The organism is Paractinoplanes hotanensis (assembly GCF_023717965.1).
Lineage (GTDB): Bacteria > Actinomycetota > Actinomycetes > Mycobacteriales > Micromonosporaceae > Actinoplanes > Actinoplanes polyasparticus.
Genome location: NZ_JAMQOL010000001.1, coordinates 164753 through 180056 on the forward strand (window position 1 = coordinate 164753; position 15304 = coordinate 180056).

At 71.1% G+C, this 15304-nt stretch carries 14 protein-coding genes, 1 pseudogene and 2 riboswitches; of the genes and pseudogenes, 9 read left to right on the top strand and 6 right to left on the bottom strand.

The features are described 5' to 3' along the window. Positions 1-2 precede the first annotated feature (2 nt). Complete coding sequence (locus LXN57_RS00790; RefSeq protein ID WP_251795881.1) at positions 3-839, top strand: helix-turn-helix transcriptional regulator; 837 nt, start codon at positions 3-5, stop codon at positions 837-839. Here LXN57_RS00790 and LXN57_RS00795 read toward each other — a convergent pair. Next, positions 827-1570 carry an SDR family oxidoreductase gene (locus LXN57_RS00795; protein ID WP_251795882.1) on the bottom strand — a complete coding sequence of 248 codons (744 nt, stop codon included), beginning with the start codon at positions 1568-1570 and terminating at the stop codon, positions 827-829. The genes LXN57_RS00790 and LXN57_RS00795 overlap by 13 nt on opposite strands. Positions 1571-1665: 95 nt before the next feature. Further along, positions 1666-2277 (bottom strand): MBL fold metallo-hydrolase, encoded by a 612-nt coding sequence (locus tag LXN57_RS00800; RefSeq protein ID WP_251795883.1) that lies wholly within the window; start codon positions 2275-2277, stop codon positions 1666-1668. Positions 2278-2533: 256 nt separating this feature from the next. On the opposite strand from LXN57_RS00800, the gene LXN57_RS00805 reads away from it, so the two are divergent. From LXN57_RS00805 to LXN57_RS00825, 5 genes and pseudogenes are all read left to right on the top strand, one after another. Further along, positions 2534-3610 (top strand): FecCD family ABC transporter permease, encoded by a 1077-nt coding sequence (locus LXN57_RS00805; RefSeq protein WP_438872809.1) that lies wholly within the window; start codon positions 2534-2536, stop codon positions 3608-3610. Continuing rightward, the gene (locus LXN57_RS00810) at positions 3607-4566 is read left to right on the top strand and encodes an ABC transporter substrate-binding protein (protein ID WP_251795885.1); all 960 of its coding nucleotides are present in this window, start codon (positions 3607-3609) and stop codon (positions 4564-4566) included. The genes LXN57_RS00805 and LXN57_RS00810 overlap by 4 nt, the downstream gene beginning before the upstream one ends. Further along, positions 4563-5333 carry an ABC transporter ATP-binding protein gene (locus tag LXN57_RS00815; protein WP_251795886.1) on the top strand — a complete coding sequence of 257 codons (771 nt, stop codon included), beginning with the start codon at positions 4563-4565 and terminating at the stop codon, positions 5331-5333. Before LXN57_RS00810 ends, LXN57_RS00815 begins: the two co-directional genes overlap by 4 nt. Further along, a complete protein-coding gene (locus tag LXN57_RS00820) occupies positions 5330-5992 on the top strand; it encodes a class I SAM-dependent methyltransferase (RefSeq protein ID WP_251795887.1) in 663 nt (220 codons plus the stop codon). The genes LXN57_RS00815 and LXN57_RS00820 overlap by 4 nt, the downstream gene beginning before the upstream one ends. Continuing rightward, positions 5992-6147, top strand: a pseudogene (locus LXN57_RS00825) (nitroreductase family protein); the annotation flags it as partial. The gene LXN57_RS00820 and the pseudogene LXN57_RS00825, both read left to right, overlap by 1 nt. 90 nt (positions 6148-6237) lie before the next feature. Here LXN57_RS00825 and LXN57_RS00830 read toward each other — a convergent pair. Continuing rightward, positions 6238-6945, bottom strand: a complete 708-nt coding sequence (locus tag LXN57_RS00830; protein WP_251796106.1) for a hypothetical protein — start codon at positions 6943-6945, stop codon at positions 6238-6240. Between the two features lies 1 nt (position 6946). Between LXN57_RS00830 and LXN57_RS00835 the strand changes: the two genes are divergently transcribed. Next, positions 6947-7279: a hypothetical protein gene (locus tag LXN57_RS00835; protein ID WP_251796104.1), complete on the top strand. Its 333-nt coding sequence runs from the start codon at positions 6947-6949 to the stop codon at positions 7277-7279. A gap of 115 nt (positions 7280-7394) precedes the next feature. After that, positions 7395-8153, top strand: coding sequence for a (2Fe-2S)-binding protein (locus LXN57_RS00840; protein WP_251796105.1), 759 nt, complete (start codon positions 7395-7397; stop codon positions 8151-8153). A 38-nt stretch (positions 8154-8191) separates the two neighbouring features. On the opposite strand, the gene metE is transcribed toward LXN57_RS00840, so the two are convergent. From metE to LXN57_RS00855, 3 genes are all read right to left on the bottom strand, one after another. Then, positions 8192-10441, bottom strand: coding sequence for a 5-methyltetrahydropteroyltriglutamate--homocysteine S-methyltransferase (gene metE, locus LXN57_RS00845; protein ID WP_251795888.1), 2250 nt, complete (start codon positions 10439-10441; stop codon positions 8192-8194). A gap of 102 nt (positions 10442-10543) precedes the next feature. Continuing rightward, a riboswitch (cobalamin riboswitch) is annotated at positions 10544-10758 on the bottom strand. 24 nt (positions 10759-10782) lie between these two features. After that, on the bottom strand, positions 10783-11778 hold the full coding sequence (locus LXN57_RS00850; RefSeq protein ID WP_251796090.1) for a ribonucleotide-diphosphate reductase subunit beta: 996 nt from the start codon (positions 11776-11778) through the stop codon (positions 10783-10785). Positions 11779-11798: 20 nt separating this feature from the next. Continuing rightward, positions 11799-14186 carry a ribonucleoside-diphosphate reductase subunit alpha gene (locus LXN57_RS00855; RefSeq protein WP_251795889.1) on the bottom strand — a complete coding sequence of 796 codons (2388 nt, stop codon included), beginning with the start codon at positions 14184-14186 and terminating at the stop codon, positions 11799-11801. 116 nt (positions 14187-14302) lie between these two features. After that, a riboswitch (cobalamin riboswitch) is annotated at positions 14303-14516 on the bottom strand. Positions 14517-14612: 96 nt separating this feature from the next. On the opposite strand from LXN57_RS00855, the gene LXN57_RS00860 reads away from it, so the two are divergent. Beyond that, a complete protein-coding gene (locus LXN57_RS00860) occupies positions 14613-15119 on the top strand; it encodes an NUDIX hydrolase (protein ID WP_251795890.1) in 507 nt (168 codons plus the stop codon). Positions 15120-15304: the final 185 nt, after the last annotated feature.

The following is a 15304-nucleotide window of genomic DNA, read 5'->3' on the forward strand; positions in this document are numbered from 1 at the left end:
CCGTGGACCGCGCTCTGCTCGCCGACTATCTGCGCACCCGCCGGGAGGCGTTGCAGCCCGAGGACGTGGGGCTCCCCCGCGGCCGTCGGCGGCGGACGCGGGGCCTGCGGCGGGAAGAGGTCGCGGTGCTGGCCGGCATGTCGATCGACTACTACACGCGGCTCGAGCAGCCGCGCGGGCCGCACCCCTCGGAGCAGATCCTGGAGGCGCTGGCCCGCGCGCTGCGGCTGTCGCGCGAGGAGCGCGAGCACCTGTTCCGGCTGGCGGGCTACGCCACCGGACGCCGGGCCGCGGACACCGACCACATCAACCCCGGCATGCGGCGCATCTTCGACGGCCTGCAGGGGGCAGCGGCGCAGGTGGTGAGCCCGTTCGGCGAGACGCTGCTGCAGACACCGCTGTCGGTCGCGCTGATCGGCGACGAGAGTGTCCACAGCGGACTGTCGCGCAGCAAGCACTACCGCTGGTTCACCGAGCCGGCAGCCCGGTCGGCGTATCCGCCCGACGACCACGACGAGCAGAGCCGGCTGATCGTGGCCGACCTGCACTCGTCGTACACCCGGGACGGCAGGGACTCCCGCGCCGGGGCGCTCGTGGCGGCCCTGCTGCGCGAGAGTCCCGAGTTCGCGGCCCTCTGGCGGGAACACCCGGTGGCCGGCCCCTACTGCGGCCAGGTGCGGCTCGTCCACCCGCAGGTGGGCGCGATCGATCTGTTCTGCCAGCGGCTGATCGACCCCGACCAGTCGCAGCAGCTGGTGGTCTACACGGCGACGCCGGGCACCGAGAGCGCCGAGAAACTCGAGCTGCTCTCGGTGCTGGGCGCCTCTTATCCGGCCTGAGCGGCGAGGAACTCGCGGAAGGTCTGCTTCGCGATGACCGCGTCGGCCGGGCCGGTCAGCACGTCACCCTGGACGGCGGCGAACATGCCCGCTGTGTTGTCGGTGACGACCGTGCGCGGGTCGCCCGTGGCGGCCAGGGCGATCCGGCCCAGTTCGTCGAGCGGGAACACCTCGGGGCCGACGATGTTCACGATGCCGTTCAGCGGCCGGCCCGCGGCCACCTGCGCCACCTCGCGCGAGATCTCGGCCGACGCCAGTGGCTGCACCGGCGTCGTGGGCAGGTGGACCTTGTCGCCCTCGACGACCCACGACAGCACCGACTTCATGAACTCGAAGAACTGGCCGGCCCGCACGATCGACCACGGGACCGGCCCGTTCTTCAGGATCTCCTCCTGCAGCACCTTGGCCTTGTAGTAGTCGAGGCCCGGCACCTGGTCGACACCGACGATCGACAGGATCACGGCGTGGCCGACCCCCTGGCGCTCGGCCGCGGCGAGCATGTTGTCCATCGTGGTGCGGAAGAAATCGATCGACTTGTCGTCGAACGTCGGCGAGTTGGTCAGGTTGACGACCACGTCGGCGCCCTTCAGCCCCGCGTCGAGCCCCTCGCCCGTGAGCAGGTCGACGCCGTTGGCCGGCGACAGCGGCTCAGCGTCGTGCCCGTGCTCGCGCATCAGCGTGACAACCTGCGAGCCGATGAGTCCGGTCCCACCCAGCACGGCGATCTTCATGTCCGTCACTTCCTTCGTTCAGCTGTCTCGGTCGTCAGCTTCGACCGGACAGCCCCGCAACCTGTGACATGCGACCCGCGTCACGCCCTTGTCGCTCAGAGGGCGGCACGCTCCTGCTCGATCGTGGTGTCATCGCCGTGGCCGGTGTGCACGACAGTGTCGCCGGGGAGGGTGAACAGCTTGGCGCGGATCGAGGCGACGATGACGTCGGCGTCGGAGTAGGAGCGGCCGGTGGCGCCCGGGCCGCCCTGGAACAGGGTGTCGCCGGTGAAGACAGCGTTCAGGTCGGGGGCGTGGAGGCAGACCGCGCCGGGCGCGTGGCCCGGTGTGTGCAGCACGGTCAGGGCCGTGCCGCCCACCTCGATCTTCTGGCCGTCGGCCAGGTCGGCGTCCCAGGCGACCGACGCGCCGTGGGTCAGTTCCCACAGCGGCCGGTCGTCGGGGTGCAGCAGGATCGGGGCGCCCGTGCGTTCGCGCAGCGCGGGCGCCACCCGGACGTGGTCGTCGTGGGCGTGGGTGCAGACGATCGCGCGGACCGTGCGGCCGCCGACCACCGCCAGGATCGCGTCGACGTCGTGCGGCGCGTCGATCACCACGCACTCGGTGTCGTCGCCGACCACCCAGATGTTGTTGTCGACGTCGTACGTCTGCCCGTCGAGGCTGAACGTGCCGCTGACGACACCGTGGCCGACCTTCGCTTGCTGCATGGCTCGCCCTGATCCTTCCGCACCGCTGGTCACATCACGATCAGACTAACGACCGCTCCTCGTGGCGCTCGGCTTCGGTCGAGAGCGTGCCGCCCGATTCGTCCCGGCCGGCTCGGGCGTGCAGGCAGCGCGCCCATCCGGGGGTCCACCAGTTCGCCTTGCCGGCCGGCTTCATCGGGCGGGAACCAGCAACGGGGCATAGCCCACCGACGATCACCTTGATAGGTTGTTGCAAACAACTGGCAACAACAAAGGAGTGGCGTTGACCTCCGTAGCGCATGACGTGCTCGGGCTCCGCGCGCAGCGCCGTCGCACCACGCTGTGGCTGCTGGCCCTGACCGCCGGCCTGGTGGCCACCGCGGTGATCGCGGTCGGCACGGGGGCGATCGCGATCAGCCCCGGCACCGTCGCTCGCATCCTCGCCCGTCAACTGTTCGGCCTGGGCGAGGTGACCTGGGCGCCGCCGCAGGAGGCGATCGTCTGGCTGGTGCGGTTCCCCCGGGTGCTGCTCGGCCTGCTGGTCGGCGCCGGCCTGGCCGTCTGCGGCGTCGCGCTGCAGGCGATGGTGCGCAACGTGCTCGCCGACCCCTACCTGCTCGGCATCAACTCGGGCGCCTCCAGCGGCGCTGCCGCGGCCATCCTGTTCGGCGCCGGTGCGGGCTTCGGCCAGTACGCGCTGTCGACCAGCGCCTTCCTCGGCGCGCTGGCCGCCTCGCTGCTGGTCTTCCTGGTCGCCCGCAGCGGTGGCCGGGTCACCTCGATCCGGTTGCTGCTGGCCGGCGTCGCGGTGGGCTACGCGCTCTACGCGACGACCAGCTTCCTGATCTTCGCGTCCGGATCGGCCGAGGGCGCCCGGTCGGTGATCTTCTGGCTGCTCGGCTCGCTCGGCCTGGCCCGCTGGGACGCGCTGCTGGCCCTCGCCGCGGTGGTCATCGGCGGCACGGCGGTCTACCTCACCATCGCCGGCCGCCGGCTCGACGCCCTGGCCATCGGCGACGAGACCGCGCACACCCTCGGTTTGAACCCCGACCGGTTCCGCCTGCGGCTGCTCGTCGTGGTCTCGCTCTGCGTCGGCGTGCTGGTCTCCGCGGCCGGCAGCATCGGCTTCGTCGGGCTCGTGGTGCCGCATCTGGCCCGCCGCCTGGTCGGCGCCCCGCACGTCCGCGTGGTGCCGGTGGCCGCCCTGCTGGGCGCGATCCTCCTGGTCTGGGCCGACGTCATCGCCCGGGTGCTGCTGGCCCCGCAGGAGATCCCCATCGGCATCATCACCGCGCTGCTCGGCGCCCCGTTCCTGCTCGTCCTCATCCGCCGACTGCACGGAGGCCAGCCATGAAGAAGATCGCCACCCTCTCCGCGGTGCTCCTGCTCGCCGCCGGCTGCGAGGCCCCCGACAAGTCCTCGACGGCCGCGCCCGGCGACGAGTTCCCGTTGACGGTCCGCAACTGCGGCGTCGACGTCACGTTCGAGAAGGCGCCCGAACGTCTGGTGATGCTCAAGAGCGCCGCCGTTCCCTACCTGCACGACCTCGGCGTGCTCGGCAAGGTGACCGCCCGCGCCGGGCAGTACCCGAAGGCGTACTACGACGACGCCACCCTGGCCGAACTCGACCGGATCCCGCTGCTCACCGACAAGACCGATACCAGCGGCCACCTGCAGATCTCGAAGGAGGTGGTGATCAGCCAGACGCCCGATCTGGTGCTCGGCGAGGTCGACAACCTGTCCCGCGACAGCCTCTCCGCCGTCGGCATCCCGCTGCTCGAGGAGCCCGCGATGTGCCCGGGCAGCACCAGCGCGCCGACGTTCGACGACATCTACCGGCAGCTGGACACGTACGGAAAGATCTTCGAACGGCCGGCCGAGGCGACGGCCGCGGTGACGGCGCTCAAGGAGCGCATGGCCACGTTCAAGGGCGAGCCGACCGGGCGTACGGCCGCCGTGCTCTACCCCACGGTCGGAGGCGGAGTGACGTACGCCTACGGGGCCGCCAGCATGGCCGACCCGCAGCTGCGGGCGGCCGGGTTCGAGAACGTCTTCGGCGACAGCGGGGAACGCGTCTTCGAGGTGACCCTCGAGGAGCTGCTGGGCCGCAATCCCGACGTGCTGATCCTCCTGTACGGCGCCGGCGACCCCGCGCAGGTCGAGCGGGCTGTCACCAGCCTGCCGGGCGCCGAGAGACTCAAGGCCGTACGGGACAGGGCCGTCATGACGCAGCTGTTCAACTTCACCGAGCCGCCGTCGCCGCTGTCCGTCGACGGCCTGGAGAAGATCGTCGAACGGTTCCGGCAGTGATCCAGGCTTCCGCGGTGTCGTGGCGTTACGGCGCCACTCCGGTGATCGACAGCGTCAGCGTGACCGCGCTGCCCGGCCGCGTGCTGGGACTCATCGGGCCCAACGGCTCGGGCAAGACCACGCTGCTGCGACTGCTCCACGGCGCGCTGCGCAGCCCGACGGGTCAGGTCACTGTGGACGGTGACCGGCTGCCGTCGCTGTCACCCCGCGAGACCGCGCTGCGCATGGCCGTCGTGGTGCAGGAGACCGGCGGCGAAACGGCCCTGACCGTGGCCGAGATGGTGGTGCTCGGCCGGGGCCCGCACCTGTCCACCTTTCAGCGCGCCGGCCGCGACGACCACGAGATCGCCGCCCGCTGCCTGGCCCGCGTCGGCGCCACCCACCTCGGCCCGCGCCCGTTCAGCGGCCTGTCCGGCGGCGAACGCCAACGGGTGCTCATCGCCCGCGCGCTCGCCCAGCAGGCCACCCACCTGCTGCTCGACGAGCCGACCAACCACCTCGACATCCGCTACCAGCACGAGGTCCTGGGCCTGGTCCGCGGGCTCGGCACGTGCTCGGTCGTGGTGCTGCACGACCTCAACCTGGCCGCCCGCTACTGCGACGACCTGGTGCTGCTCGGCCGGGGCGGGGTGGTGGCGGCCGGGCCGGTGGACGAGGTGCTCGACCCGGCCGTCCTCGAGCCCGTCTACGGCATCGGAATCAAGCGCCTCGACCTCGACGGCCACCTGCACCTGCTGTTCCACCCGTTCTCCGAGGAGGCCGCATGACAGCGCAGGACAGCATCAACGACTACTGGACCGGCCGCGCTCCCGGCTACGCCGAGTACCAGCTGCGGCCCGAGCGGCTCGCCGACGACACCGCCGCCTGGTCGGAGGTCTGGTCGTCCGAGCTGCCGCCCGCGCCCCTCGACGTGCTCGACGTCGGCACCGGGAGCGGCCAGGTCGCGTCGGTGCTGGCCGGGCTCGGCCACCGGGTGACCGGCATCGACCTGTCGGAGGGAATGCTGGAGCAGGCGCGGGCCACGGTGAAGGGCGTCGACTTCCGCCTCGGCGACGCCGTCACACCCGACTTGCCGGCGGGGAGCTTCGACGCCGTGACCGGTCGCTACGTCATGTGGACCCTGCGGGACCCGGCGGCGGCCGTGCGGAACTGGATCCGGCTGCTGCGGCCCGGCGGAACGGTTGCCGTGGTGGACAGCACGTGGTTCCCGCACGGCCCGCAGTCCTTCTACGAGCCCGAGGTGTGGCAGGCGCTGCCGCTGGCCCGGGCCACCTCCATCGCGCCGACCGCCGCCGTGCTCGAGGAGGCCGGCCTGACCGGGGTGACGGTCACGCCCCTGACCACGATCTACGAACTCGACCGGAAGTACGGCGTGGCGCCCGGCCACGACCTGCAGACGCAGTATCTGATCACCGGGAGGCTCTGATGGAGTTCCGCGAAGCGCTGCGCGGCCGGCGAATCGTCCGCAACTATCGCACCGACCCGATTCCCGACGAGGTCATCGCCCGCACCGTCGAGGTCGTGCACCGGGCGCCGAACGCCGGCTTCAGCCAGGGTCACCGCCTGGTCGTCGTCACCGATCCGGACACCCGACCCTCGGCCACCCCGCCGACGACCCGGCCGTCCCCACCGCCCGGCTCGCCGAGCGACGCCGGCCGATCGACGAGCTGGTCAGCTGGCGCCGGTGAGCCGGGTCGCGAAGACGAGCGGCGGACCCGCCTCGGGACGGGCGACGACGGTGATCCCGGTGCGCCGGCCCGCCGCCAGCGGCACGGCCGCCAGGGCCATGCCGGGCGCGACCACCTGGGCGGCGAACGGCTCGCCCGAGCCGGGCACGACGGTCCAGGAACGGATCCGACCGGCTGTCTTCTCCGCACAGAGATGCAGCAGCGCTGTGCCGCTGCGCACCGGCTCCGCCCGCAGGAGCAACTGCCGGCCCTCGGCGTACGCCACCGCGGACTTCCGGACCGGGCAGGGCCCCTCCGCCTCGGCGGACGCGATGTACGCACCCGTCCAGAGCAGCGTCGTCGCGACCAGGACCACCCCCAGGGCCACCGCCACAACCAGCCCGCCTCGCCACGAGCGACCAGGCGCGGCCGGGACAACAACGGCTGCGGTACGAGCGAGAAGCAACCCGTCGGCCCCGTGCCGCACAGTGAGCAAGCCTCCGGCCCCCGCACCGCGCCGCCGCCGGGCACGGCAGTACCGCGTGCCGGTCGTGGCCGCTGCCGGCCCGTGCTCCCCGAACTCCATGCCCGGGTAGTCGCTGCGCCGAGCCCGCTGGTTCCCTCGCCACAGCACCACCGTGGTGGCGGCTACCGTGGTGGCCGGATTCGAGAACGTCGGGGTGAGTGTGAGCGAGACCGCTGAGGGCTGCACGGTGACCGTGTGCCGCGACTGCTGCTGCGGTAACGCGCTCCAGCACCCATCGCTCGACCACGAGGCCCAGCTCGACCGATTGAGCGCGGCTCTGGCCCCCACCCACCGCGTACGCAAGAGCCTCTGCCTCGATGTCTGCGCCGAGGCCAACGTGATGGTCGTGCACCCCGCACCCACCGCCCGCCGCCGGGGCGCCACCCCGGTCTGGTTCGGCCTCGTGCTCAGCCCCGAGGTCGAGGCCGACCTGGTCTCCTGGGTGCGGGCCGGCGGGCCAGGCGTCGCCGAACTCCCACCCGTGCTCGACCTCTCCGTCATCCCGGCCCCCGGCCGCTGACGGCCCACGCGGTCGCCGCCGTGACCGGGCCGTCGCCGCCGTAGCCAGGTCGTCGCCGCCGTCACCGGGCCGTCGCCGCCGTAGCCGGGGTCATCGTAGAGTGGGTGCCGTGCCGATGCCCGAGGTCGACGCCGGGCCGGCCCTGCGGGCGGCGGCCCGGCTCGGGCCGTATTTCGCCTGGCAGCCGCTCGACGCCGAGCCGGGGTGGCGGCCCTTCGGCGAGCTGCTCGACCCGGCCGTCGTGGCCGAGCGGGTCGAGGCCGGGCGGCGGGTGCTTCTGCGAATGTCCGGCCTGCGCCGCGACGAGATCGGCGAGCGGGTGGTCGCCTCCACGATCTTCCTCGGGCTGGCCTCGCGGCTCGTCTCGCCCGTGCTGGCGGCGGCTGCGCTCACCGGCCTCGTGCCGCTGGCCGACCCGGGCCGCCTGTGGTGGCGGCCCGTCGAGAGCGGTCCGATGCCGATCGCGTACGACGGCCTGGGCGCCGCCGCGGGCAGCGGGCACGACCGTACGGCGATCGACCAGCTGGTCCGCCCGATGCTCGAGGTGTTCCGCCACCGGTTCGTCCTGTCCCCGCAGGTGTTGTGGGGCAACGTCGCCTCGGCGCTCGGCGGAGCCGTCGGCATGATCGCCGGCAACGCCCCCGGCCGGGCCGCCGAGCGTGCGGCCACGATCGTCACCGGCCTGCTCGCGGAGCCGCCCCTGGCAGGCATGGCGACCCTGCACCGGCCCGATCCGCACCGGGCCCGCTGGTTCCTGGTGCGCGACAACTGCTGCCTCTACTACCGCATCCCCGGCGGCGGCACCTGCGGCGACTGCGTGCTCACGCCGGAAGTGGTCCGGCGTGAGCAGTGGCAGAGGCTCCTCAGCCGCTGATGCGTGGCCGGCCGAAAGGCGATGGGCCACCGGACACCTCAGCCGCCGCGAACCTCGGCGGCGGCTGCCACGAGGTGCTTCAGCGACGCCTCGACCTCGGGGTAGCCGCGGGTCTTGAGGCCGCAGTCGGGGTTGACCCAGATCCGGCGGGCCGGCACCGCGGCGACGGCCCGGCGCAGCGATTCGGCCACCTCGTCGCGCGACGGCACCCGGGGCGAGTGGATGTCCCAGACGCCGGGGCCGACACCGCGGGCGTAGCCGATCGCGGCCAGGTCGCCGAGCACCTCCATCTTCGACCGGGACGCCTCGATGCTGGTGACGTCGGCGTCGAGGGCGTCGATGGCCGTGATGACCTCCCCGAACTCGGAATAGCAGAGGTGGGTGTGGATCTGGGTGTCGTCGGCCACGCCGCTGGTGGCCAGCCGGAACGAGCCGACCGCCCAGTCCAGGTACGCCTTCTGGTCGGCCCGGCGCAGCGGCAGGGTCTCGCGCAGCGCCGGTTCGTCGACCTGGATCACCCTGATGCCGGCCCGTTCCAGGTCGGCCGTCTCGTCGCGCAGGGCCAGCGCGACCTGGTCGGCGGTGTCCGCCCAGGGCTGGTCGGTGCGGACGAACGACCAGGCCAGGATAGTGACCGGGCCGGTGAGCATGCCCTTCACCGGGCGGTCGGTGAGCGACTGCGCGAACGTCGACCACTCGACGGTCATCGGGCCGCGGCGGGCCACGTCGCCGTAGATGATCGGCGGGCGTACGCAGCGGGAGCCGTACGACTGCACCCAGCCGAGGTCGGTGGCCGCGAACCCGTCGAGCTGCTCGCCGAAGTACTGCACCATGTCGTTGCGCTCCGGTTCCCCGTGCACGAGGACGTCCAGGCCCAGCTCCTCCTGCAGCCGGATGACGTGCTCGACCTCCTTCCTCATGAGCGCGGCGTAATCGGCGGCGGACAGGGTTCCGGCGCGCAGAGCGGCCCGCGCCTGCCGCAGCGGAGCGGTCTGCGGGAACGAGCCGATGGTCGTGGTGGGCAGATCCGGCAGCCCGAGCCGGGCCTGCTGGGCGGCGGCCCGTTCAGCGTAGGCGCCGCGCTGCCGGTCGGCCGGGCTCAGTGCGGCGATCCGGGCCCGTACGCCGTCGTGCCGCCACGACGGCGGGGTCGCGGGCAGCGGTTCGGGGAGGTGGGCGGTGCCGTCGCGCAGCGCCCTGCCGAGCAGCACGACCTCGTCCACCTTCTGCCGCGCGAACGCGAGCCGGGCGACCAGGTCCGCGTCCAGGCGCTTCTCGACCGACAGGTCGACCGGGACGTGCAGCAGCGAGCATGAGGCCGAGACCGCGACGTGGTCGGCCAGCCCGGTGACGGTCGCTCCGATCGAGGCCGCGGCGCGCAGGTCGGTACGCCAGATGTTGTGCCCGTCGACCAGTCCGGCGACGATCGTCTTGCCGCGCAGCGGCCCGGCGGCGGCCAGCCGGGCCAGGTTGCCCCGGCCGGCGACCAGATCGAGGCCGAGCGCCTCGATCGGGGTGCCGAGCAGCGCGGGCAGGGCGGCGCCGAGCTCGCCGAAGTAGGTGGCTACGAGGATCTGCGGCCGTCGTTCGAGGCCGCCGAGGCGGTGGTAGACCGCGCGCAGCGCGTCGATCTCCGCCGGCGTGCGGTCGGTGACGTAGGCCGGCTCGTCCAGCTGCACCCAGGGCACGCCGGCGTCGGCGAGGCGAACCAGGATCTCCGCGTACGTGTCGGTCAGCTCGCCGAGACGGTCGAACGGCAGCCCGCTCGACGCGGAGGGCTTGGCCAGAAGCAGGAACGTGGCCGGCCCGACCAGCACCGGGCGGGTGGTGATGCCGAGCGCGGCGGCTTCGGCGTACTCCCGCAGGGGCTTGTCCGGCCGCGCCCGGAAGGTGGTCTCGTCGGCGATCTCGGGGACCAGGTAGTGGTAGTTGGTGTCGAACCACTTGGTCAGCTCGAGCGCGGGCTCGGCGTCGACTCCGCGGGCCATGGCGAAATACGTGTCCAGTTCGGACAGACACAGCCGGTCGAACCGGTCCGGGACCGCACCGACGGCGACGGCGGTGTCGAGGACGTGGTCGTAGAACGAGAACGTGTTGGACGGGATAGCGTCGAGCCGGGCGTTGCGCAGCGTCTGCCACACCTCGGCGCGCAGCCCGGCGGCGGTCCGCTCGAGTGCGGCGGCGTCGATCGTGCCGGCCCAGTAGGCTTCGACGGCCTTCTTCAACTCACGGTTGGCGCCGATACGCGGGTAGCCGAGCACAGTGCTCTGCCCGAAAGGCGTTGTCACGACAGGTGTTCCTTCCCTCGAAGACCCCGGTGGCCCACGAGAAGAGGCACGCTGAAACGAGGCACCTGACCCTCCCGCGGGATCACCGGCGGCGCGCACCGGTCGGTGCGCACGGTGCGGGCAGGTCTTCGGACTTGCGGGCGCCTGGCACGTTCCTACTGGCCGTCGCTTCCCAGGCCTCGCGGCCCAGTGCTTGATGACGGCGGTCGTTCCCACTCACCGCTGCGGGGCAGTCCCGGATTTCCACCGGGTTCCCTCTTACGACGCCCCGGTCCGGTCTCGTCGGACCGGGGCGAACCAGCACTGCCGTCCACTCTAGTGAGCGGATCGGCATCAGTCGCTCAGAATTCGTCGTCGAAGGTGACCGAACCCGTCACACCGACCTGGTAGGCCGAGACACGGCGCTCGAAGAAGTTCGAGAGCTCCTGCACGTCCTGGAGCTCCATGAAGGCGAACGGGTTGCCGCTGCCGTACATCGGCTCGATGCCCAGCGCCGACAGGCGGCGGTCGGCGACATGCTGCAGGTACTCGCGCATGTCGGCCAGCGACATGCCCGAGACGCCCTGGGTGAGCAGGTCCTCGGCGAACTGCACCTCGCATTCGACGGCCTCGGACAGCATGTCGCGGACCTGCTGCTCCATCTCGGCGTCGAAGAGATCCGGTTCCTCCTGCCGGACCTGGTCGACCACGTCGAACGCGAACGCCATGTGCATGCTCTCGTCGCGGAAGACCCAGTTGGTGCCGGAGGCGAGGCCGTTCAGCAGGCCGCGGGAGCGCAGGAAATACACGTACGCGAAAGCGCCGTAGAAGAACAGCCCCTCGATGCACGCGGCGAAGCAGATCACGTTGAGCAGGAACGCGCGGCGGTCCACCTTCGACCGCAGCGAGCGCAGTTCGTAGATCGAGTCGATCCACTGGTAACAGAACTCGGCCTTGCGGGCGATCGACGGGATGTTCTCGACGGCCGCGAACGCCTCGGCGCGCTCGTCGAGATCGGGCACGTAGGTGTCGAGCAGGTTCAGATAGAACTGAACGTGCACGGCCTCCTCGAACAGCTGCCGCGAGAGATAGAGGCGGCCCTCGGGCGAGTTGACGTGTTGATACAGGTTGAGCACGAGGTTGTTGGACACGATCGTGTCACCGGTGGCGAAGAAGGCAACCAGCCGCGAGACCAGGTGTTGCTCGGCCGGTGAGAGGCGCTGCAGGTCGGCGAGGTCGCCGTGCAGGTCGACCTCCTCGACGGTCCAGGTGTTCTTGATGGCGTCCTTGAAGCGGTCGAAGAAGTGCGGGTAGCGCATCGGCCGCAGCGTGAGGTCCATGCCGGGATCGAGCAGCATCTGACGTACGGGGGTGGTGGTCACTGGCAGGCCTCACATGACTCGGGGTTTTCCAGGGAGCAGGCAAGGGCTTCCTCGTCGGAGACGACGGGAAGCGCGGCGAGCGGCGTCGTGGCTGCCGCGACGGAGACGGTCGCCTGCTGGATGCGCGTCGCGGGGCGCGAGCGCAGGTAGTACGACGTCTTCAACCCGGCCTTCCAGGCGTACAGGTACATCGAGGAGAGCTTGCCGATGGTCGGCGCGCTCAGGAACAGGTTGAGCGACTGCGACTGATCGATGTAGGGCGCCCGGGCGGCGGCCAGCTCGATCAGGGCCTTCTGCGGCAACTCCCAGGCCGTACGGAACAGTTCGCGCACCTCGGCCGGCAGTTCGGCGATGCCCTGGACGGAACCCTCGGCCCGCTTGATCTGCTCCCGGATCGAGGCCGTCCACAGGCCGCGGGCCTTCAACTCCCGTACGAGATACGTGTTGATCTGCAGGAACTCGCCGGACATGGTCTCGCGCTTGAAGAGGTTGGACACCTGCGGCTCGATGCACTCGTAACACCCGGCGATCGAGGCGATGGTGGCCGTCGGCGCGATCGCCACCAGCAGCGAGTTGCGCAGACCGCTCGTCCGTGCGCGTTCGCGCACGTTCGTCCACCGTTCGGTCTGCGCGGGCGTCGCTCCCCACAGGTCCGGGTGCAGGTCACCGCCCGCGGCGCGGGTCTCGGCGAAGGCCGGGTGCGGTCCGAACTGCTCGGCCAGATCGGCCGACACCTCCAGCGCGGTCAGAAAGATCTCTTCTTGTACGCGCGTGGACAGTTCCTGGGCTTGGGCCGAGTCGAACGGAAGCCGCAGTTGGAAGAACGCGTCCTGCAGCCCCATCAGCCCGAGCCCGATCGGCCGCCAACGTGGGTTCGACTTCGCGGCCTGCTCGGACGGGTAGTAGTTGATGTCGATGACCCGGTCCAGGAACACCACCGCGGTCCGCACCGTGGCGCGCAACTTCTCCCAGTCGACGCCGCCGCCGGTCACGTGAGCGCCGAGGTTGATCGAGCCGAGGTTGCACACCGCCGTCTCGTCGTCGCTGTTCACCTCGAGGATCTCGGTGCACAGGTTGGACAGGTGGATGGTGTTGCCCGGGGCGCCGGTCTGGTTGGACAACGCGTTCGAGCGGTCCTTGAACGTCATCCAGCCGTTGCCGGTCTGCGCGAGTGTGCGCATCATCCGCCCGTACAGGTCGCGGGCCTTGACCTTCTTGACCGCCTTCTTCTCGGCCGCCCGGTAGGCCTCGTCGAACGCCTCGCCGAACAGGTCGGGCAGCTCGGGCGCGTCGGACGGGTCGATCAGCGACCACTCGCCGTCGGCCTCGACCCGGCGCATGAACTCGTCCGGGATCCAGTTGGCCAGGTTGAGGTTGTGGGTGCGGCGCGACTCCTCGCCGGTGTTGTCGCGCAGCTCCAGGAACTCCTCGACGTCCGGGTGCCACGGCTCGAGATAAACGCAGGCCGCGCCCTTGCGCCGGCCGCCCTGGTTGACCGCGGCGACGCCCGCGTCGAGGGTCTTGAGGAACGGGACGATGCCGTTGGACCTGCCGTTCGTGCCCCGGATGAGCGCGCCACGACCCCGGACGCGCGACCACGCGATGCCGATGCCGCCCGAGAACTTGGACAGCTTCGCGACCTGGTGGTAGCGCTCGTAGATGGAGTCGAGCTCGTCGCGCGGCGAGTCGACGAGGAAGCACGACGACATCTGGGTGTGCCGGGTGCCCGAGTTGAACAGCGTCGGTGAGCTGGGCAGATAGGCCAGCGACGACATCAGCCGGTAGAACCCGATGGCCTCGGACGGCGTCTCGGACAGCCCGCACGCCACCCGCAGCAGGAAGTACTGCGGGGTCTCGACGACCGTGCGCTCCTGGGGGTGGCGCAGCAGGTAGCGGTCGGCCACCGTACGCAGCCCGAAGTACTCGAACCGCAGGTCGCCGTCCACATCGATCGCGTCGTCCAGCTTTCGCGCGTTTCGCTCGACGAAGCCGGCCGTTTCGTCGCCGATCAGCCCCAGTGAGTGCGCGTTTCTGATCGATTGACTGAAACTGTGCACACCCTGGAGGCGGACCTCCTTGTCGACGTAGGCCGCGAGCAGCCGCGCGGCCAGCTTCGAGTACTGCGGCTCCTCGCCGATCAGCTCGGCCGACGTCTGGATGGAGAGCTTGTCGAGCTCCGCGGTCGTCGCGCCGTCGTAGAGCCCGCTGATCGTCTTGGTCGCCACCCGCAGCGGATCCACCTCGTCGAGGTCGGCCACCCACCGCTCGACGGCTTTGACGATCTTGTTGACGTCGACCGTCTCCAGGTCGCCGTTGCGCTTGCGCACCTGCATGCCGTGCCGTCGTTGCTCCGGCACCGCGGTCGTGTCCTGCGTGACCGTCATTCTCGCGTTCCCCCCTTGCACCCGTGGTGAAGGCACGCAGGGGACGCCGACGGCCTGGTGCGGCCGTACGAATGGCGTCGGCCGTCCCGCGCGGCCTTCGTCCACCGCACGCCACAGTGGCGTACGGTGCGCTGGCAGGTCTTCGGACTCGTGGGCGCACTGCACCAGGCCTACTGGCCGTCGCTTCCCAGGCGTCGTTCAAGACGCCCAGTGCTGTGTGACGGCGGTCGTTCCCACTCACCGCTGCGGGGCAGTCCCGGATTTCCACCGGGTTCCCTCTTGCCTCGATCACCGCCCAGCGATGATCGAACCAGCTGCGGGAGTCACCATATATGGAGGACGGCCCCCACGCACAACACCACATGCTGTGGCGGGCGTGTCACCCGTTACCCTGCGTCTCGTGTCGATCATGCCCGGGAATCCGCCATGCCGCTGAACCTCCGAACCTCCGCCCGCGCGATCATCCTCGACGACGACGACCGCGTCCTGCTGTGCCGGTTCATCCCGCCCCACCCGGCGGTACCGAACGGAGCACACGCCGTCTGGGCCGCTCCGGGTGGCGGCGTGGAACCGGGCGAGGACGGGCCTTCCGCGCTGCGCCGTGAGCTGCGAGAGGAAACCGGCCTGGTCACCACCGTCGATCCGCCGCACGTCTGGCATCAGGTGATCGTGGGCGCGGATCACCCGCCCGGCCTCGACGGCATCGTCAACGACTACTTCCTCGTCCGCGCGACCCACTTCGAGCCTCGAGGCGAGTTCACCGACGACCAGCTCGCCGCCGACGAGCACCTCGACGCCTTCCGGTGGTGGCGGCTCGCCGAGATCATCGATTACACCGGACCTGACCTGTTCTCGCCGCGTGACCTCGCCACGCCGCTGACCGCCCTGCTCACGTCCGGGATACCCGCCGCCCCGGTCACGCTCGGCCGGTGAGGCGTCGATCTGCTGGACGGGTTCGCCGCCGGATTGCTGATCGCCCTCGTCACCACGCCGGTCGGGGTCTCGGGCGCCGTCTTCCTGCTACCCGTTCAGCTCAGCCTGCCGCATGTGCCGGCCGGACGCGGTACGCCCATGACCCGCATCGCCCCGCGGCCCGGGCAGCCCGGTCGGCGCTCACA

Bases quoted from the DNA above. Each gene is read 5' to 3' on its own strand.
- LXN57_RS00795 (WP_251795882.1), bottom strand. From the start codon at position 1,570: ATGAAGATCGCCGTGCTGGGTGGGACCGGACTCATCGGCTCGCAGGTT.
- LXN57_RS00800 (WP_251795883.1), bottom strand. From the start codon at position 2,277: ATGCAGCAAGCGAAGGTCGGCCACGGTGTCGTCAGCGGCACGTTCAGC.
- LXN57_RS00810 (WP_251795885.1), top strand. From the start codon at position 3,607: ATGAAGAAGATCGCCACCCTCTCCGCGGTGCTCCTGCTCGCCGCCGGC.
- LXN57_RS00820 (WP_251795887.1), top strand. From the start codon at position 5,330: ATGACAGCGCAGGACAGCATCAACGACTACTGGACCGGCCGCGCTCCC.
- LXN57_RS00840 (WP_251796105.1), top strand. From the start codon at position 7,395: ATGCCCGAGGTCGACGCCGGGCCGGCCCTGCGGGCGGCGGCCCGGCTC.
- LXN57_RS00850 (WP_251796090.1), bottom strand. From the start codon at position 11,778: ATGCTGCTCGATCCCGGCATGGACCTCACGCTGCGGCCGATGCGCTAC.
- LXN57_RS00855 (WP_251795889.1), bottom strand. From the start codon at position 14,186: ATGACGGTCACGCAGGACACGACCGCGGTGCCGGAGCAACGACGGCAC.
- LXN57_RS00860 (WP_251795890.1), top strand. From the start codon at position 14,613: ATGCCGCTGAACCTCCGAACCTCCGCCCGCGCGATCATCCTCGACGAC.